The following is a 17,499-nucleotide window of genomic DNA, read 5'->3' as shown; positions in this document are numbered from 1 at the left end:
GTCCCTGACCCCTACAGCCCCGACTCGGACGTGCGCACCAGGATGCGGCGGCAGTTCTCGCAGCGCACCACCGTGTCGGGGGCGGCGGCGCGGATCTCGTTCAGCTCGGTGATGGCGAGCTCCTGACGGCAGCCCTGGCAGGTACGGGCGTACAGCTTCGCCGCGCCGATGCCGCCCTGCTGCTCGCGCAGCTTCTCGTACAGCGCCAGCAGCGGGCCGGGCACGGAGGCGGCGACGACCTCGCGCTCCTTGGTCACCGAGGCGGCCTCGCCGTCGATCTCCTCGACGGCGGCGTCCCGGCGGGCGGTCGCGTCGTCGATCCGGCCCTGCACCGAGCCGACCCGCTCGGTCAGTTCGGCGACCCGCTCCTGCGCGGACTCACGGCGCTCCATGACCTCCAGGACGACGTCCTCGAGGTCGCCCTGCCGCTTGGCGAGCGAGGTGATCTCGCGCTGGAGGTTCTCCAGGTCCTTGGGCGAGGAGACGGCGCCGGAGTCGAGGCGCTTCTGGTCGCGGGCGGCGCGCTGGCGCACCTGGTCGACGTCCTGCTCGGCCTTGGTCTGCTCGCGGGCGCAGTCGCTCTCCTCGGTCTGCGCGGCGACGAGCAGGTCGCGCAGCTGGGTCAGGTCCCGGCTCAGCGACTCGATCTCGGCGTGCTCGGGCAGCGACCTCCGCTTGTGCGCGAGCTGCTGGAGGCGGACGTCGAGGTCCTGGACGTCGAGGAGTCTGATCTGGTCGGCGGGCGCGGCGTTCAGTTGGGGGCTCCAGAGGTGTCGGAGGGGTCGGGGACGCGCGACGCGCTCCCCGGGCGGGTGGTGACGGACGCCGCGTGGGCGGTCCAGGGGTCGGTGACCGTCTTCGAGACGTGGACCCGAAGGCCCCATCCGTGACGGTCGGAGACCTCGTCGAGCTGGGCTGCGGCCAGCTCGCACCAGGGCCACTCGGTGGCCCAGTGCGCCGCGTCGAGCAGCGCGAGGGGACTGTGGGCGCGGGCCTCCGACACGGGGTGGTGGCGCAGGTCCGCGGTGAGGAAGGCGTCCACCCCGGCGGCCCGGACGTGGTCGAAGAGGCTGTCGCCGGAGCCGCCGCTGACGGCGACCGTGCGCACCGGCGCGTCGGGGTCGCCGGCGACGCGGACGCCCTGCGCGGTGGCGGGCAGGCGTGCGGCGGCGCGCTCGGCGAGTTCGCGGACGGTCAGCGGGTGGTCGAGCTCGCACACGCGGCCGAGGCCGCGGCGGCCCTCGGGGTCGGTGGGGTCCGGGACCAGGGGCCGTACGACCCTGAGGTCCAGGGCGCCGGCGAGGGCGTCGGAGACTCCCGGGTCGGCGGTGTCGGCGTTGGTGTGGGCGACGTGCAGCGCGATGTCGTTCTTGATGAGCGTGTGCACGACCCGGCCCTTGAAGGTGGAGGCCGCGACCGTGGTGGTCCCGCGCAGGTAGAGCGGGTGGTGGGTGACGAGCAGGTCGGCGTCCAGTTCCACCGCCTCGTCGACGATCTCCTGGACCGGGTCGACGGCGAACAGGACGCGCGTGACCTCCTGGTCGGGATCGCCCACGACGGTACCGACCGCGTCCCAGGACTCGGCCCGCTCGGCGGGCCACAGTTCGTCCAGGGCGGCGATGACTTCAGACAGACGGGGCACGTCTGCAAGGCTACCTGTCCGTCCCGCGCGGACGTACCGGCTCCCTGGAGCACACCGTCGGGCCGCACCTCAGGCGAATCGTTCCTGGAGCACCCTTACGTGTGAAGTGGAGGCCCGCCGGTCCGCCGCCCGTGCACACGAAAACTACCGTTCGTCACCGGAGGTGACCGAACGATGACGGTCTGTGCCATCGAACCTGCGGCCGGCCACGAGGACGGAGCCGGACGGGCGGGCTGCACCATCACCGCGGACGGCTGCTACGCCGCCCGCCTCGCCCTGTCCGGCGACTCCTTCTTCCCCGAGCGCTGGACCCTGGACGGCCCCGAGCCGTACGCGGTGCCGCTGCCCGGCAACCAGCCCGAGGAGCCCGGCACCGAGGTGCAGCCCCTGAGCGACGGGCGGGTGCTCATCCACCGGCGGGTGGGCGGGCGGCACGCCTTCTCCCTGCTGTACCCGACCGGCCCCGGCACCGGTGAACTGCCGCTGGGCACGGTCGTGCGCCCGGGCCCGGACGCCCGGGTGCGGCTGCTGCCGCCGGCCCCGGACGGGGAGCGGGCGTACGTGCTGGCCGTGGGCGCCCGGTCGTCGACGGTGTGGCGGGTGGCGGGCGGCGCTTTCGGGCCGGAGTCGGTCGCCGAGGTGCCCGGCCGCTGCTCGGGCGGGGTGTGGCTGGACCGCGGCGGGCGGATGCTGGCCCTGGACCGGGAGACCGGCGGGCGCACCAAGACGGTCGTGGTGGACCTGGAGTGCGGCGGGGAGATGTCGCCGCTGCTGCAGATCGCCGCCGACAGCGACGACCGGCTGCTGCTCGCCGACCCGGACAGCGGGCTGCTGCTGATCCGCTCGGACGCGCCCTCGCCGGGCCGGGAGCGGCTGGGCTGGGGGGTGCTGGGCAGCACGCTGCCGGTGCGTTTCCCGGACAGTCTGCGGCCGGCGGACTGCACGGTCACGCCGTTCGCGATCCAGCCGGGGCAGATGCTGACGCCGGAGGGCTGCGCGGTGGCGCTGCGCATCGACGGGGCGCTGGGCAGCTGGGTCGGGGTGTGGCGGCCGGCGCAGCGGAAGGTCCACCACTTCCCGGCGCCGGAGGGGTGGTTGACGGGGTGCGGGGTGTGGACGGCGGACGGTGTGCTGAGGCTGCCGTACGCCACCCGGGCGGTGCCGTGCGGTGTGGCCACGCTGCGGGCGCCGGGGCAGGAGCGCCGGCCGGAAGGGCTGGACGTCCATGTGCCGGTGGACCTTCCGGAGGCGCCGGACGCCGCCGAACTGCCGCATCCGGCTGGTGCGGTGACCCCCGACGGACCGCCGCCGCCGGCCGGCCCGGAGGCCTCGGACGCCTCCGGATCCCCGTCCGCCGCCCGTCCTGTGCCCTTGCAGCAGGCGCCTTTGGGACGGCTTGTAACGAACTAGTGGCGGTTGGCGTGGCCGTCTGGATTCGGCCCGTGGTGTGCCGGTTAGACTCGCCCGGCTGTAGGAAAGATCATGTTTACGGGGTGAATTCCTTCCGATGAACGACGTCAGCACGAACGAGCCGCAGTCCGCTCAGGACGGGCAGGTCGCTGCCGGACACGGCAGGCATCGCGGTCCGGTCTCCACGCAGGGCGCCGAAACGTCCCCGCGTGGCCGCCACCGCCGGCCGGCCCAGGACAACGAACACGCGGAGTCGGCCGCCTGACGCACCGTCAGGCACCGCTCGGCATCCGGCCCCGCCCGTCGCACGACGGGCGGGGCCTTCGTCGTCCACGGCTCCGGTGCGCCTGCCGGTCAGACGTGCCGGACGGTGGTGCCGGCGAGCACGGTGGTGTCCTGGCGGTCCACGGCGCTCACCACCGCCCGCACCTCGCCGTCCCCGCGCCACATCCGGATCCGCAGCGTCTCGCCCGGGTACACGACTGACACGAACCGGGTGCCGTAGGAGCGGACGCGGGTGACGTCGCCGTCGAGCAGGGTGTCGACGACCGCCTTGAGCGTCATGCCGTAGGTGCACAGCCCGTGCAGGACGGGCCGTTCGAAACCGGCGCGCGCGGCGAAGCCGGGGTCGGCGTGCAGCGGGTTCAGGTCGCCGGTGAGGCGGTAGAGCAGCGCCTGGTCCTCCCGTACGGCCCGCTCCACGGTCCGGTCCGGCTCCCCGGCGGGCGCCTCGCGCCGCGCGGACGGGCCGCGCTCGCCTCCCCAGCCGCCCTCGCCGCGGACGTGGACGCGGGCCTCGCCGGTCCACAGCGGCCCGTCGGCGTCTGCGGCCTCGGTGCGCATGACCAGGACGGCCGCGTCGCCCCTGTCGTACACGGCGGTGATGCGGCCGGTGGTGGTGGCGGTGCCTTCGGCGGGCAGCGGGCGGTGCACGGTGAGCGACTGTCCGCCGTGCAGGACGCGGGCCAGGTCCACGTCGACGCCCGGCACGGACAGCGCGTCGGTCACGCCGGGCGGTCCGCCGCCGGCGACGGTGGCGAAGCTCGGCAGGACGTGCAGCCGGGACTCCAGCGTGTAGCGCAGTTCGGCCGGGTCGGTGGCGGGCCGGCCCGCGCCGATGCCGAGGTGGTAGAGCAGGACGTCCCCGGCGGTCCAGGAGATCTCGCCGGTCCTGGGGGCCGCGGCGAGCGCCTCGGCCGGGTCGATGGGCATGTGACTCCTGATCGCCGGGAGGGCCGCGGGAAGGTGCGGCACGTCCGGTATAGCCCGCCCGCCCGGCGGATGTCAGCCGGGGCGGCTCAGTGCGCGGTCGCCGCCCGCCCGGCGGATGTCAGCCGGGGCGGCTCAGTGCGCGGTCGCCGACCGCCGCGGCAGCCACACCCACATCAGCACCGCCCCGGCGGCCAGCACCGCCGCACCGGTGCCGAACGCCACCGCGTAGCCCTCCGTCAGCGTCTGCGGGGTGCGGGCGGCGCCCGCCGTGTGGGCGGCCGCGATGGTCGACATGACGGCGAGGCCGAGGGAACCGCCCATCGTGCGGGAGGTGTTGACCAGGCCGGAGACCAGGCCGGCCTCCTCCGGTGCCGTGCCGGAGGTGGCCAGTGCGGCGAGCGGGGTGCCGGCCAGGCCCGCGCCCAGCATCATCAGGACGCCGGGGATCATGATCGCGGTCAGGTACGCGCCGTCCACGGTCATCGTCGACTGCCAGGCGAAGCCGGCCGTGGCGACCAGGGTGCCGGCCACGGCCACGGCGCGCGGGCCGGCCGTGCGCATCAGCCGGGGCGCGAGCTTGGAGCCGAGGATCACGGCGAGCGAGCTCGGCACCAGCGCCAGGCCCGCCTCCAGCGGGGTGTAGCCGAGCACGTTCTGCGCGTACAGGGTCATGAAGAACCACATGCAGAACATCGCGGACCCGCTGAGGAACATGGCCACGTTCGCCGACGCCACGGAGCGCAGCCGCAGCAGTGCGAGCGGCATCAGCGGGGCCTTGGCCCGCGCCTCGGCGAGGAGGAACAGGGCGATGAGGGCGAGCCCGGCGCACAGCGGCACCAGGGTGGCCGTCGCCGCCCAGCCCTCGGCCTCGGTCTGCGAGATGCCGTAGGCGAGGGTGGCGAGTCCGGCGGTCACCAGCACCGCGCCCGGCAGGTCCAGCCGCCGCCCGTCCCCGGCGCGGCTCTCCGCCAGCCACCGGGCGGCGCCGGCCAGGACGATCGCGCCGACCGGCACGTTGATCAGCAGCACCCACCGCCACGACAGCAGGTCCACCAGCACCCCGCCGACGAACCCGCCGGCCGCGCCGCCGCCCGCGCCGACGGCCGTCCAGGTCGCGATGGCCCGGGTGCGGGCCGCGCCCTCCGGCACCGCGGAGGTGACGATGGTGAGCGTGGAGGGCGCCAGCACGGCCGCGCCGAGTCCCTGCACCGCCCGTGCCAGCAGCAGCTGCCAGCTCTCCTGGGCGAGCCCGCCGGCCAGCGAGGCCAGCGTGAACAGGCCGAGTCCGACGAGGAACATGCGCTTGCGCCCGAAGAGGTCACCGGCCCGCCCGCCGAGCAGCATGAATCCGGCGAAGGCGATGGAGTACGCGTTCACCACCCACTGCAGCCCCTGCTCGCCGAGCCCGAGGCCGGTGCGCACGGACGGCAGCGCGACGTTCACCACCGAGACGTCGAGGACGACGAGGAACTGCCCGGCGCAGGCGAGCGCCACCACCACCCACGGGGCGGGCTCGGTGGTACGGCCGGACATGCGTGGGGTGTCGGTGGCTTCGAGCATGCCCGTCATGGTCTCAGCCGCCCCGCTTTCCGCGCACCGTCATTTCGCGCCCGGCGCCGCTCCGGCCGACGGTGAGGCGACCGTTTCCGCCACCCTCACCGTTGCAGAATCAACCAAAAAATCTCTACTTTCCGCACATTCGTGCCTGCTATTGGAGGAACGGGGCACTACGGACGGTACGAAAGCGACTGCTGAGACCACAGGGAGACAGCAATGCGCAAGTTCATAGGCACCGTCGCCATCGGTATCGTCCTGGCCGTCGCTCCGGCCGGCGCGGCCTTCGCACAGCAGGCCGAGCAGCCGGCCCAGCAGACCACCGCCACGGTCGTCCAGGCGCAGGACGATGACGACGACGGCGGCAACGCCGGGCTGTGGGGCCTGCTGGGCCTGCTGGGCCTGGCCGGACTGATCCCCCGCAGGAACAAGCAGCACCGCGACCAGAGCGGCAGCACGCGCGTGTGACCCGCCGCACCGCCCGGACCCGCCCGCCCCCGCCGAAGGGGAGCGGGCGGGTCCGGTCACGCCGGGACGCATGACACCGCGACGCCTGCCACGCCCTGCCGCGTGCCGCCCGCCCGCCGCGACGCCTGCCGCCTGCCGCCCGCCGCCCGCCGCCGCTCAACGGTGAGGACCAAGGAACGGTCAAAAATTCGTTAGTGTGCCGAAGCATCGGAATAGTTGCCTCGGTGTACGGGGTTCGGTCTCCACGTATCCCTTCGCCACACCGGCCGGCCCCTGGAGGCACCCTTCATGACGCAGACGACGACCGACCGTCCCTCCGGCAGAGCGAGCGGGGCCGTGGTCCCGGTGCTCGCCTTCGCGGGCATCGTTGTCGCGGTGATGCAGACCCTGCTCGTCCCGGTCATCAAGGACCTGCCGCAACTGCTCGACACGGCCCCCGCCGACGCCACCTGGGTCCTGACCTCCACGCTGCTGTCCGGCGCCGTGGCCACCCCGATCATGGGCCGCCTCGGCGACCTGTACGGCAAGCGGCGCATGCTGGTCACCAGCCTCGCGGTGATGGTGGTCGGCGCGCTGGTCAGCGCGTTCACCAGCGACCTGCTGCTGATGATCGCCGGCCGGACGCTCCAGGGCTTCGCGATGGGCGCCATCCCGCTCGGCATCGGCCTGATGCGCGACATGCTGCCGCCCGAGCGGCTGGGTTCCGCGATGGCGCTGATGAGCTCCTCCATAGGCGTCGGCGGCGGTCTCGCGCTGCCCGCCGCCGCGCTGGTCGCCCAGCACTCCGACTGGCACGCCCTCTACTTCGGCGCCGCCGCGCTCGGTGTCCTCGCCATCGCGCTCACCCTGCTCGTCGTCCCGGAGTCCCCGGCCCGCGCCGGCGGCGGCTTCGACCTGCCGGGCGCGCTCGGCCTCTCCGCCGGCCTGGTGCTGTTCCTGCTCCCCGTCTCCAAGGGCAGCGACTGGGGCTGGACCTCCGGCACCACACTGGCCCTGTTCGGCGCCGCGGCCGTGGTCCTGCTGCTGTGGGGCCTGATGGAGCTGCGCGTGTCCGCGCCCCTGGTCGACCTGCGCACCACCGCCCGCCGCGAGGTGCTGCTCACCAACCTCGCGTCGATCATGGTCGGTGTCTCCTTCTTCGTCGTCTCCCTGGTCCTGCCGCAGCTGCTCCAGCTGCCCGCCTCCACCGGCTACGGGCTCGGCCAGTCGATGGTCGTCGCCGGCCTGTGCGTGGCCCCGCTGGGCCTGACCATGATGTTCACCGCCCCGGTGTACGCGCGGCTGTCCGCCCGGTACGGCCCGAAGAGCACCCTCATCCTCGGCCTGCTGGTCATCGCGGCCGGCTACGGCGGCGGACTCGGCCTGATGGACGCCGCCTGGCAGACCGTCGTCACCTCGGTGGTCCTCGGCGCGGGCATCGGCCTCGCCTACTCCTCCCTGCCCGCGCTGATCATCGGCGCGGTCCCGGCGTCCGAGACGGGCGCGGCGAACGGCCTGAACACGCTGATGCGCTCCATCGGCACCTCCGTGTCGAGCGCGGTCATCGGCATGGTGCTGGCGAACACGGCGGACACCGTCGGCGGCGTCGCGGTGCCGACCCTGCACGGCTTCCGGCTCTCCTTCCTGATCGCGACGGCGGCGGTGGCCGTGGGTCTGGCGCTGGCCCTGTTCCTGCCCGGCGGCCGCCCGTCGGCCCGTCCGCAGCTGCGGGCGAGCAGCGAGGAGGACGCGAACCTGGAGCGCGCCGGGGCCGTTCTGCGCGGCTTCCGCGGCCGGGTCCTCGACGCGGCCGGAGTCCCCGTCCCCCGCGCCAAGGTCACCCTGATCGACCGGCACGGCCGCCGGGCGGGCGCCGCCGTCTCCGCCGAGGACGGCAGCTACGCCGTCGCGGTGCCCGCGCGGGGCCCGTACGTCCTGGCCGCCCGCGCCGCCGGTCACGCCCCGCTCGCCGCCCCGGCGACCCACACCGGCGACGAGCGCCCCGTCGACCTGGACCTCTCCCTGCCGGGCGAGACGGTCTCCGCCTGACCTTGTTACCCGGCGGTACCCCCGGTCGGCGGCCGGACCGGGGGTACGGCAGCATGGGGCCGTGCACACACCGACGCCCCCACCAGAGGCCCGCCCCCTGCCGATGACGCCCGAGCCCGCGGTCCTGGCCGCGTTCGAGGCGGCGAAGGGCTTCATGCCGGCCGACGAGGGCCTGGCCCTGTACGCGGCGGCCGCCGAGGCGGCCCGGCTGGGCCTGCCGCTGCTGGAGGTCGGCACCTACTGCGGGCGTTCCACGATCCTGCTGGCCGGCGCGGCCCGCGCGGCCGGCGTCACCGCGCTCACCGTGGACCACCACCGCGGCAGCGAGGAGCAGCAGCCCGGCTGGGAGTACCACGACCCGGAGACGGTCGATGCCGAGCTGGGCGTGATGGACACCCTGCCCACCTTCCGCCGCACCCTGCACCGGGCCGGCCTGGAGGACCACGTGGTGGCCCTGGTCGGCCGCTCCCCGCAGGTCGCCGCCGTGTGGAACACGCCGCTGGCGCTGGTCTTCGTCGACGGCGGCCACACCGACGAGCACGCGAGCGCCGACTACGAGGGCTGGGCCCCGCACGTCGCCGACGGCGGCCTCCTCGTCATCCACGACGTCTTCCCCGACCCGGCCGACGAGTTCACCGGCCAGGCCCCGTACCGGGTGTACCTGCGGGCCCTGGCCTCCGGCGCGTTCACGGAGGTCTCGGCCACCGGCTCCCTGCGCGTCCTGCGCAGGACGGGCGCGGGCGTCTGAGCCACCGTTAGGGTGACTGACGTGTCGTACACAGGTCCCGACTTCGATCCGCCCCAGCCCCGACGGTCCCGGCGCGGGCCCCTGACCGTGGCGCTGGCGGCGCTGGTGCCGGGGGCGCTGCTCGGGTGGGCGGTGTACGCGGCGGTGGGCGGGCCGGCGGACGACGGGGGTTCCGCGCACGCCACCGCGACCGGCTCCCCGTCCGCGCGCACCCCGTCCCCCGGCGGCGCGTCACCGACCGGCACGCCCGACGACGACCGCGGCCCCTCCGCCTCCCCCACCGCGACGGCCCCCTCCCCGTCCGCCTCCGCGCCCGCCGGGTCGGGGCCGCTCAAGGGCAAGGTCGTCGTCATCGACCCGGGACACAACCCGGGCAACGCCCGGCACACCGGCGAGATCAACCGGCAGGTGGACATCGGGACCCACCGCAAGGAGTGCGACACCACCGGCACCGCCACCAACGACGGTTACGCCGAGGCCGAGTTCACCCTGGACGTCGCCCACCGGATGCGCGCGATCCTGCGGGAGCAGGGCGCCACGGTGAAGCTGACCCAGGACGCCGACCGGCCGTTCGGGCCGTGCGTGGACGAGCGGGCCCGGATCGGCAACGAGGCGAACGCCGACGCGGTGGTGTCGATCCACGCGGACGGCTCGGGCGCCGGGAACCGCGGTTTCCACGTGATCCTCCCGGGCTCGGTCCGGGCCGGCGCCGCCGACACCCGGGCCATCGTCGGCCCCTCGCGTGAGCTGGGCGAGCGCATCGCGGGCAACTTCGTGCGCGTCACCGGCAGTGCGCCGTCCAATTACGTCGGCGGCGGCACCGGTCTCGTCACGCGTGAGGACCTGGGCGGTCTCAATCTGTCAACGGTTCCCAAGGTGTTCATCGAATGCGGCAACATGCGCGATAGCAAGGACGCGGCGCTGCTGACCAGCGGCGCCTGGCGGCAGAAAGCGGCGCAAGGGATTTCCGAGGGAATCGTGAGTTTCCTGCGCGGGTGAGGATGCGCCCGCTGATCCCGGCGGACAGCCCGATCGTCCGGACGATAATGTCGTCCCTACGATGAGGGGCCACCCCCGCGCTTCACACCAGGGCCTTCGGGCGACAGGTGACAGCGACGCCTCTTCCGACGACGAGACGACCTACGAAGGACCTGAAGTGAATATCCGCTCCCTCACTCGAGGCGACGGCGTGGTGATCGGAGCAGCGGTGTTGCTGTTCATCGCGTCGTTCCTCGACCTCTACTCCGTCGACGGCGCTCCCGACAGCTACGACCTGCCCAGCCTGTGGGGCAGCGGTCCGGTCGTGCTCGGAGTCGTGCTGGCGGGCATCATCGGTGCCGCGCTCGTCGTCGTGGCCCGCGGTCTGCCGCAGGCGCCGAAGGTCGCGGGGCTCGACCTCGGCCAGTTCGGTGCCGCGTTCACGGTGTTCGCCGCCTGGAGCGCGCTCGGCAACATCTTCGACGTGGCCGGCGGCGCCGACAACATCGGCGGCGGTTCCTCCGACGGCCCGGACCCGGGCATCGGCATGATCCTGGCCCTCGTCGCCACGCTCGTCATGGCCGCCGCGGCCGTCGCCACCCCGCTCGTGCCCGCCCTCAAGGGCGCGCTCGTCCCGGCCGCGCGTCCCGCCGCCCCGCAGCCCTACGGTGCGCAGCCGCCCGGCGGTTACGGCTACCCGGGCGCGCAGCAGGCGTCGTTCCAGCCGCAGCCGGGCCAGCCCGGTCAGCCGGCGCAGCCCTACCCGGGCCAGCCGCAGCAGGGCCAGCCGGCGCCGGCGCCCGCCGCCGACTTCTCGCCGTTCTGGTTCGCGGTGCCGGTGCCGCGGCCGCTGTTCCCGGAGGACGGCTCGCCGACCCCGATCGCCGAACTGGCCCCCGGCACCTGGTACCTGGCGGTCGAGCAGCGCGGTCAGGCGCTCGTCGCGCAGACGCAGGACGGCCGTCGCGGTGTCCTCCAGGACACCTCGGGCATCCAGCGCGGCTGACCTCCCCGGCCCTTCCTCGTCGCGGCCCTCGCCCCTCGCGGGCGGGGGCCGTTGTCGTGCGCCCGGGGGTCGGCTCCGGGTTTCAAGCGGGATTTCGGGGCCAGTCGGACAGCATGTCCCCTCGATATCGCAGTGGTTCCAGTTCCGCGGGGACGGTCGTCGCGGTGATCGCGGACGTCATGGCCGTCATCCTCGGACTGTGGATCGTGATGTACCTGTTGGACGCCAACCGGGGCAACGACCTGGTCCGGTTCGTCCATGACGCGGCCGACTGGCTGGCCGGCTGGTCGCGTGACCTGTTCACCTTCGACGAGGCGTGGGCCCGCGTGGTCGCCGGTTACGGACTCGCCGCCGTCGTCTACCTGTTCGTCGGCCACGCCGTCGCGGGCCGTCTGCGCCGGCACTGAACCGCGCCCCGGCGCACGACAACGGCCCCCGCCCGCAGGGAGCGGGGGCCGCGACGAGGGCAGGGGCGGCTCAGACGAGCGCGCAGCAGTCCGGGTCCAGTCCCCGCGGCAGGTGCTCGCCGCCGAAGACCGCGCAGGTGGCCTCGTGGCCGCCGAGCGCGGCGACCGCCAGCAGCAGTGAGCCGGCGGTCCAGGTGGTCAGCTCGCGGGGCCAGACGGCGTCGTCGTCGAAGACGTAGCCCGTCCAGTACAGGCCGGTCCCCGGATCGCGCAGGTGCTGGATCGACTGGAGGATCTCCAGCGCCCGGTCCGACTCGCCCATCGCCCACAGGGCGAGGGCGAGTTCGGCGGACTCGCCGCCGGTGACCCACGGGTTGGGCACCACGCAGCGCACGCCGAGTCCGGGGACGACGAAGCGGTCCCAGCCCTCCTCGATACGGGCCTTGGCCTCGGCGCCGGTCAGCGCGCCGCCGAGCACCGGGTAGTACCAGTCCATCGAGTAGCGGTCCTTGTCGAGGAACCGCTCGGGATGGTGCCGGATCGCGTGCCGCAGCGCGCCCGCGGCCAACTCCCAGTCAGGTTGGGGCTCTTCGCGCTGCTCGGCGACGGCGAGTGCGCAGCGCAGCGCGTGGTGGACGGAGGAGGAGCCGGTGAGCAGCGCGTCCGCGGTGGCCGTGCCGTCGTCGTCGCGCCGCCAGCCGATCTGCCCGCCGGGCTGCTGCAGCCGCAGCACGAACTCGACCGCCGCGTACACGCAGGGCCACATGCGGTCCAGGAAGGTGTCGTCGCCGGTGGCGAGGTAGTGGTGCCACACGCCGACCGCGACGTAGGCGACGAAGTTGGTCTCCCGGCCCCGGTCGGTGACGTCGCGCGGGTCGCCGTCGGCGTAGGCCGCGTACCAGGAGCCGTCCGCCAACTGGTGCCGGGCGAGCCAGAGGTAGGCCCGCTCGGCGGCCTCGTGCTCGCCCGCCGCGTCCAGGGCCATCGCGGCCTCGACGTGGTCCCACGGGTCGAGGTGGTGCCCGCGGAACCACGGGATCGCGCCGTCCTCCCGTTGCACGGAGAGCACACCGGCGACGGTCTCGGCGGCCTGCTCGGCGGTGAGCACCCCGGGCAGGACCAGGTGCTGTGTCCGGGGAGTCCGGGAGGCCGTCACGTGGCGTCCGCCTCCGTCGCGGCGCGCGGCAGGTGCGGCTTGGTCGCGTACGCCACGAAGCTCTTGCCGATCAGCGGGTTCAGCGCCCGCTCGGCGACCCGGGTGGCCAGCGGCTTCTTCATGATGTCCCAGACCAGCAGCTTGTGGTAGGCGCGCACCGGCAGCGCCTTGTCGTTGTCGACGCCGAACGCGCACTTCAGCCACCAGTACGGCGAGTGCAGCGCGTGCGCGTGGTGGGTGCCGTAGGGGCGCAGGCCCGCCTCGCGGATCTTCGCCAGCAGCTCGTCCGCCCGGTAGATGCGGATGTGCCCGCCCTCGACCTCGTGGTAGGCGTCGGAGAGGGTCCAGCAGACCTTCTCCGGGCCGTAGCGCGGCACGGTGATCGCGATCCGGCCGCCGGGCCTGAGCACGCGCACCATCTCGGCGAGGACGCCCTTGTCGTCCGGGATGTGCTCCATCACCTCGGAGATGATCACGACGTCGAAGGACTCGTCGGGGAAGGGCAGGGCGAGCGCGTCGCCCTCCATGGCGGTGGCGGTGGCTCCCGCGGGCGCTTCCCCGGCCTCCTTCATCGCGGCGAACCACTGGGCGACCTCGCGGATCTCCTCGCCGTTCCGGTCGAGCGCCACGACCTGCGCGCCGCGCCGGTAGCACTCGAAGGCGTGCCGGCCGGCCCCGCAGCCGAGGTCCAGGACGCGGTCGCCCGGGGCGAGCGGGAACCGGGAGAAGTCGACGGTCAGCACGTGGCCCTGCTTTCGCGGTCGGAGGTGTCGGCGGCGGACGCGGACACGGCGGGCGTGTCCGCGGGGGTCTTCCCGAGGGTCCTGTCGGGGGCCTTCTCGGGGGTCGTGTCGGGGGTGGCGGCGCGGTGCGGGGCCGCGGCGGCCGGGCGGGCGGGAGTGCCGGGGCGGGCGGCGCGGGCGATCGCCTCGCGGTAGCGGGCGACGGTGCCCTCCGCCGCGCGCGCCCAGGTGAAGTGCCGCAGGACGCGCTCGCGTCCGGCCGCCGAGAGCCGTGCGCGCAGGTCCGGGTCGGCCAGCAGCCGGTTGAGTGCGGCGGCCAGCGCTCCGGCGTCGCCGGGCGGTACGGCGAGGCAGGTCTCCCCGTCGCGGCCGGCGACCTCGGGGATGGCGCCGCCGGTGGTGGCGACCAGCGGGGTGCCGGTGGCCATGGCTTCGGCGGCCGGGAGGGAGAAGCCCTCGTAGAGCGACGGCACGCAGGCGACCTGCGCCGAGCGCACCAGGTCGACGAGTTCGGCGTCCGAGATGCCCTTGACGAACTCGACGGCGTCCGCGAGGCCGTAGCGCTCGACGGCCTGGGCGACGGGCCCGTCCGTGGGCCGCTTGCCGACGACGACGAGGTGCGCGCCGGGATGCTCGGCGCGGACCTTCGCCAGTGCCTCGACGAGGAAGACCAGACCCTTGAGCGGCACGTCCGCGCTGGAGGTGGTGACGATCCGGCCCGGCACCACGGGCACCGACGGGTCGGGGCGGAACAGGTCGGTGTCGGCGCCGATGTGGACGACGTGGATCCGGTCCTGTCGTACGCCGAGGTCGTCGACGATCTCCTGACGGGAGCTGCCGGAGACGGTGAGCACGGACGGCAGGCGGCGCGCGACGCGCTTCTGCATCCGGGTGAAGGCGTACCAGCGGCGCACCGAGTACCGCCGCTGCCAGGTCTCGGCGGCGTCCAGCTCCAGGCGCCGGTCGACGGTGATGGGGTGGTGGATGGTGGTGACCAGGGGGGCGCCGAGGTCGCCGAGGAGGCCGTAGCCGAGGGTCTGGTTGTCGTGGACGACGTCGAAGTCGCCGCGCCGGGCGCGCAGATGGCGGCGGGCGCGCAGGGAGAACGTCAGCGGCTCGGGGAAGCCGCCGGTCCACATGGTGCCGACCTCCAGTGCGTCGATCCAGTCGCGGTACTCGTCGCGCCCGGGGGTGCGGAAGGGGTCCGGCTGGCGGTAGAGGTCGAGGCTGGGCAGTTCGGTCAGGCTCAGCCCGTCGTGGCCCTCGTCGAGCACGGGGTAGGGCTGGGCGCCGATGACCTCGACGCGGTGGCCGAGGCGGGCCAGTTCGCGGGAGAGGTGGCGTACGTAGACGCCCTGTCCGCCGCAGAACGGGTTTCCCTTATAGGTGAGGAGTGCGATCCGGAGCGGTCGCAAGCCGTCGGATGCGGGCCCCTTCGGGGGCCCGGCCTGACTGGCCTCAGCGGTCACTCTGGGCCCCTCTCTGCCTGCACTGTCCCGCGAGATTACGCCGGGACGCTAATCTAGAACAAGTTTCAGAGTTGATCGTTCGGAGGTTTCGAATCTACCGGCAGGTAGCTGCAGTGTGAGCAGTGGATCAGGTGATTCACGCCACGACGACGGCATGCCATGCTGTCTGATCATCCACCCTCACCGACTGTCACGGACGGGACCCATGCCCGCGGAAGCCAACAGAGACAGGGCGACCAAGGCGGCCTCGGCAGCCGGCACGGCCGGCGCGCCGGCGGCGGCCGCCAAGGCGCACCGGGCGGCGAGGACGGACACCGGCACCGCACGGACCTCTCCGGCCTCGCCGCTCACCGAGCGGCAGGAGGCGCGCCGGCGCCGCATCCTGCAGGCCTGCTGCCGGCTGGCCTGCCGGGGCGGCTTCGACGCGGTGCAGATGCGTGAGGTCGCGGAGTCCTCGCAGGTGGCGCTGGGCACGCTGTACCGCTACTTCCCGTCGAAGATCCATCTGCTGGTCGCCACGATGCAGGACCAGTTGGAGCACATGCACGCCACCCTGCGGAAGAAGCCGCCGGCCGGTGAGACCGCGGCCGAACGGGTCGCGGAGACCCTGATGCGGGCGTTCCGCGGGCTTCAGCGCGAGCCGCAGCTGGCCGACGCGATGGTGCGGGCGCTGACCTTCGCGGACCGCAGCGTGAGCCCGGAGGTCGACCAGGTCTCCCGCCGGACCACGATGATCATCCTGGACGCCATGGGGCTCACCGATCCCACGCCGGAGCAGTTGTCGGCGGTCCGCGTCATCGAGCACACCTGGCACGCGGCCCTGATCACCTGGCTCTCGGGCCGGGCCTCCATCGCCCAGGTGAGGGCCGACATCGAGACGGCGTGCCGCCTCATAGACCTGACGTCCCCGCAGGCACCCGCCTCCTCCTGACGAAACTTTCGCCGCCTTCCCGGCCACTTCCCGGACCGGTCCGATCACCACCTCCCCCTGCGCAAACGGTTGACCGCCCCTCCCCTGGCTCATATCGTCACCGCAGCAATTCGGAGCCGAGTCCGAAACTTTCGATCCACCGCTCAGCAAGCAGTCCCGCCGATCCGCACCACGGATCCCCACCGGAAAAGGGATGACATGCGCATGATCAGCACGGGAGCGAGAGCCGCGAGCGGCAGTTGCCGCCCGCACGGCCGGCTGCGCGCCGCCGCGAGCGCCGCCACCACCGCCCTGCTCGCCCTCACCGCCCTCGCCGCGCTCCCCCAGGGCACCGCGCACGCCGCCGACACCCTGGGCGCGGCGGCGGCCGAGAAGGGCCGCTACTTCGGCGCCGCCGTCGCCGCGAACCACCTGGGCGAGGCGCCGTACGTGTCCACGCTGAACACCGAGTTCTCCTCGGTGACGCCGGAGAACGAGATGAAGTGGGACGCGGTCGAGCCGAGCCGCGGCTCCTTCAGCTTCAGCCGCGCCGACCAGATCGTGAACCACGCACAGAGCCGCGGCATGGACGTCCGCGGGCACACCCTGGTCTGGCACTCCCAACTGCCGAGCTGGGTCTCCGGGCTCGGCGCCACCGACCTGCGGTCGGCGATGAACAACCACATCACCCAGGTCATGACGCACTACAAGGGTGAGATCCACTCCTGGGACGTGGTCAACGAGGCGTTCCAGGACGGCAGCAGCGGCGCCCGGCGCAGCTCGCCCTTCCAGGACAGGCTCGGCGACGGCTTCATCGAGGAGGCCTTCCGCACCGCCCGCGCGGCCGACCCGAACGCCAAGCTCTGCTACAACGACTACAACACCGACGGCGTCAACGCGAAGAGCAATGCCGTCTACGCCATGGTCAAGGACTTCAAGTCCCGTGGCGTGCCGATCGACTGCGTCGGCTTCCAGTCGCACTTCAACAGCAACTCGCCCGTGCCGTCCGACTACCGGGCGAACCTCCAGCGCTTCGCCGACCTCGGCGTCGACGTGCAGATCACCGAGCTGGACATCGAGGGTTCGGGCACGGCCCAGGCCACCGACTACGGCAACGTCGTACGGGCCTGCCTGGCGGTGAGCCGCTGCACCGGCATCACGGTGTGGGGCATCCCGGACAAGTACTCGTGGCGGGCGAGCGGCACGCCCCTGCTGTTCGACGACAACTACAACAAGAAGCCCGCCTACCACGCCGTGCTGAGCGCCCTGGGCGGCAGCACCGAGCCGGGCGGTCCGGGCACTCCCGGCGCGGGCTGCACCGCCACCTACACCACGGCGGAGCAGTGGAGCGGCGGCTACAACGGCAAGGTGACGATCACGGCGGGCAATTCACCGATCAGCAGCTGGAGCGTGAACGTCACGCTCACCGCCCCGCAGAAGGTCGTCTCCGTCTGGAACGGCTCGCCCACCTGGGACAGCAGCGGCAACGTCATGACGGTGAAGTCCGGTTGGAACGGCACGCTGGCGGCCGGGGCCTCGACGAGCTTCGGCTTCACCGTGAACGGCGGCACGGCACCACCGCCGCAGGTCGGCGCCTGCACGGCCGCCTGACCCGCCACCGTACGCGGCCCGGCCGGCCCGTGTCCCTCCGAAGGGGCGCGGGCCGGTCGCGTCGTGCCGCAGGAGGAAGGCCCTCCTGACCCCTTCCCTACGGGCGGGTAGAGTGTCGAGGTCGTCATCACACCCGTACGGGGGGAAGCCGGTGCAA

The 17,499-nt window shown here is 73.6% G+C and carries 16 protein-coding genes; 9 read left to right on the top strand and 7 right to left on the bottom strand.

What is annotated here, in order from left to right:
* Positions 1-11: 11 nt before the first annotated feature.
* Together FGW31_RS24415 and FGW31_RS24410 are read right to left on the bottom strand one after the other, a co-directional pair.
* Complete coding sequence (locus tag FGW31_RS24415) at positions 12-755, bottom strand: zinc ribbon domain-containing protein (protein WP_142195743.1); 744 nt, start codon at positions 753-755, stop codon at positions 12-14.
* Complete coding sequence (locus FGW31_RS24410; RefSeq protein WP_142195641.1) at positions 752-1,642, bottom strand: Nif3-like dinuclear metal center hexameric protein; 891 nt, start codon at positions 1,640-1,642, stop codon at positions 752-754. The genes FGW31_RS24415 and FGW31_RS24410 overlap by 4 nt, the downstream gene beginning before the upstream one ends.
* Before the next feature lie 174 nt (positions 1,643-1,816).
* Here FGW31_RS24410 and FGW31_RS24405 point away from each other — a divergent pair, with 174 nt between their 5' ends.
* A complete protein-coding gene (locus FGW31_RS24405; RefSeq protein WP_142195640.1) occupies positions 1,817-3,052 on the top strand; it encodes a hypothetical protein in 1,236 nt (411 codons plus the stop codon).
* 354 nt (positions 3,053-3,406) lie between these two features.
* On the opposite strand, the gene FGW31_RS24400 is transcribed toward FGW31_RS24405, so the two are convergent.
* Both FGW31_RS24400 and FGW31_RS24395 read right to left on the bottom strand, forming a co-directional pair.
* Positions 3,407-4,264, bottom strand: coding sequence for a MaoC/PaaZ C-terminal domain-containing protein (locus FGW31_RS24400; RefSeq protein ID WP_142195639.1), 858 nt, complete (start codon positions 4,262-4,264; stop codon positions 3,407-3,409).
* A 132-nt stretch (positions 4,265-4,396) separates the two neighbouring features.
* Positions 4,397-5,833 carry an MFS transporter gene (locus FGW31_RS24395; protein WP_142195638.1) on the bottom strand — a complete coding sequence of 479 codons (1,437 nt, stop codon included), beginning with the start codon at positions 5,831-5,833 and terminating at the stop codon, positions 4,397-4,399.
* 204 nt (positions 5,834-6,037) lie between these two features.
* On the opposite strand from FGW31_RS24395, the gene FGW31_RS24390 reads away from it, so the two are divergent.
* The 6 genes from FGW31_RS24390 (at position 6,038) to FGW31_RS24365 (ending at position 11,453) form a co-directional block, all read left to right on the top strand.
* On the top strand, positions 6,038-6,286 hold the full coding sequence (locus tag FGW31_RS24390) for a WGxxGxxG family protein (RefSeq protein WP_142195637.1): 249 nt from the start codon (positions 6,038-6,040) through the stop codon (positions 6,284-6,286).
* A gap of 288 nt (positions 6,287-6,574) precedes the next feature.
* The gene (locus FGW31_RS24385) at positions 6,575-8,314 is read left to right on the top strand and encodes an MFS transporter (RefSeq protein WP_142195636.1); all 1,740 of its coding nucleotides are present in this window, start codon (positions 6,575-6,577) and stop codon (positions 8,312-8,314) included.
* A 103-nt stretch (positions 8,315-8,417) separates the two neighbouring features.
* The gene (locus FGW31_RS24380) at positions 8,418-9,062 is read left to right on the top strand and encodes a class I SAM-dependent methyltransferase (RefSeq protein ID WP_370009263.1); all 645 of its coding nucleotides are present in this window, start codon (positions 8,418-8,420) and stop codon (positions 9,060-9,062) included.
* Between the two features lie 21 nt (positions 9,063-9,083).
* Complete coding sequence (locus tag FGW31_RS24375; protein WP_142195635.1) at positions 9,084-10,061, top strand: N-acetylmuramoyl-L-alanine amidase; 978 nt, start codon at positions 9,084-9,086, stop codon at positions 10,059-10,061.
* A 157-nt stretch (positions 10,062-10,218) separates the two neighbouring features.
* Positions 10,219-11,046, top strand: coding sequence for a DUF5336 domain-containing protein (locus tag FGW31_RS24370; RefSeq protein ID WP_142195634.1), 828 nt, complete (start codon positions 10,219-10,221; stop codon positions 11,044-11,046).
* Positions 11,047-11,159: 113 nt separating this feature from the next.
* On the top strand, positions 11,160-11,453 hold the full coding sequence (locus tag FGW31_RS24365) for a hypothetical protein (protein ID WP_142195633.1): 294 nt from the start codon (positions 11,160-11,162) through the stop codon (positions 11,451-11,453).
* A 70-nt stretch (positions 11,454-11,523) separates the two neighbouring features.
* Here the strand turns inward: FGW31_RS24365 and FGW31_RS24360 are convergent, their stop codons facing one another.
* The 3 genes from FGW31_RS24360 to FGW31_RS24350 are packed head-to-tail and all read right to left on the bottom strand — an operon-like array spanning position 11,524 to position 14,821.
* The gene (locus FGW31_RS24360) at positions 11,524-12,609 is read right to left on the bottom strand and encodes a prenyltransferase/squalene oxidase repeat-containing protein (RefSeq protein ID WP_142195632.1); all 1,086 of its coding nucleotides are present in this window, start codon (positions 12,607-12,609) and stop codon (positions 11,524-11,526) included.
* Positions 12,606-13,352: a class I SAM-dependent methyltransferase gene (locus FGW31_RS24355; RefSeq protein ID WP_142195631.1), complete on the bottom strand. Its 747-nt coding sequence runs from the start codon at positions 13,350-13,352 to the stop codon at positions 12,606-12,608. The genes FGW31_RS24360 and FGW31_RS24355 overlap by 4 nt, the downstream gene beginning before the upstream one ends.
* Complete coding sequence (locus FGW31_RS24350; protein ID WP_142195630.1) at positions 13,346-14,821, bottom strand: glycosyltransferase family 4 protein; 1,476 nt, start codon at positions 14,819-14,821, stop codon at positions 13,346-13,348. Before FGW31_RS24350 ends, FGW31_RS24355 begins: the two co-directional genes overlap by 7 nt.
* 205 nt (positions 14,822-15,026) lie before the next feature.
* On the opposite strand from FGW31_RS24350, the gene FGW31_RS24345 reads away from it, so the two are divergent.
* Together FGW31_RS24345 and FGW31_RS24340 are read left to right on the top strand one after the other, a co-directional pair.
* A complete protein-coding gene (locus FGW31_RS24345) occupies positions 15,027-15,752 on the top strand; it encodes a TetR family transcriptional regulator (RefSeq protein WP_142195629.1) in 726 nt (241 codons plus the stop codon).
* A gap of 204 nt (positions 15,753-15,956) precedes the next feature.
* Positions 15,957-17,342: an endo-1,4-beta-xylanase gene (locus tag FGW31_RS24340; protein WP_142195628.1), complete on the top strand. Its 1,386-nt coding sequence runs from the start codon at positions 15,957-15,959 to the stop codon at positions 17,340-17,342.
* Positions 17,343-17,499: the final 157 nt, after the last annotated feature.

It is taken from the genome of Streptomyces calvus (assembly GCF_006782915.1).
Taxonomy (GTDB): domain Bacteria; phylum Actinomycetota; class Actinomycetes; order Streptomycetales; family Streptomycetaceae; genus Streptomyces; species Streptomyces calvus.
The sequence above is the reverse complement of the archived record's forward strand: the minus strand, read 5'-3'. Positions and strand labels throughout refer to the sequence as shown.

Coding starts and splice junctions, on each gene's coding strand:
- FGW31_RS24390 (WP_142195637.1), top strand. CDS start 6,038: ATGCGCAAGTTCATAGGCACCGTCGCCATCGGTATCGTCCTGGCCGTC.
- FGW31_RS24395 (WP_142195638.1), bottom strand. CDS start 5,833: ATGACGGGCATGCTCGAAGCCACCGACACCCCACGCATGTCCGGCCGT.
- FGW31_RS24405 (WP_142195640.1), top strand. CDS start 1,817: ATGACGGTCTGTGCCATCGAACCTGCGGCCGGCCACGAGGACGGAGCC.
- FGW31_RS24345 (WP_142195629.1), top strand. CDS start 15,027: ATGCCCGCGGAAGCCAACAGAGACAGGGCGACCAAGGCGGCCTCGGCA.
- FGW31_RS24385 (WP_142195636.1), top strand. CDS start 6,575: ATGACGCAGACGACGACCGACCGTCCCTCCGGCAGAGCGAGCGGGGCC.
- FGW31_RS24340 (WP_142195628.1), top strand. CDS start 15,957: ATGATCAGCACGGGAGCGAGAGCCGCGAGCGGCAGTTGCCGCCCGCAC.
- FGW31_RS24365 (WP_142195633.1), top strand. CDS start 11,160: ATGTCCCCTCGATATCGCAGTGGTTCCAGTTCCGCGGGGACGGTCGTC.
- FGW31_RS24400 (WP_142195639.1), bottom strand. CDS start 4,264: ATGCCCATCGACCCGGCCGAGGCGCTCGCCGCGGCCCCCAGGACCGGC.
- FGW31_RS24380 (WP_370009263.1), top strand. CDS start 8,418: ATGACGCCCGAGCCCGCGGTCCTGGCCGCGTTCGAGGCGGCGAAGGGC.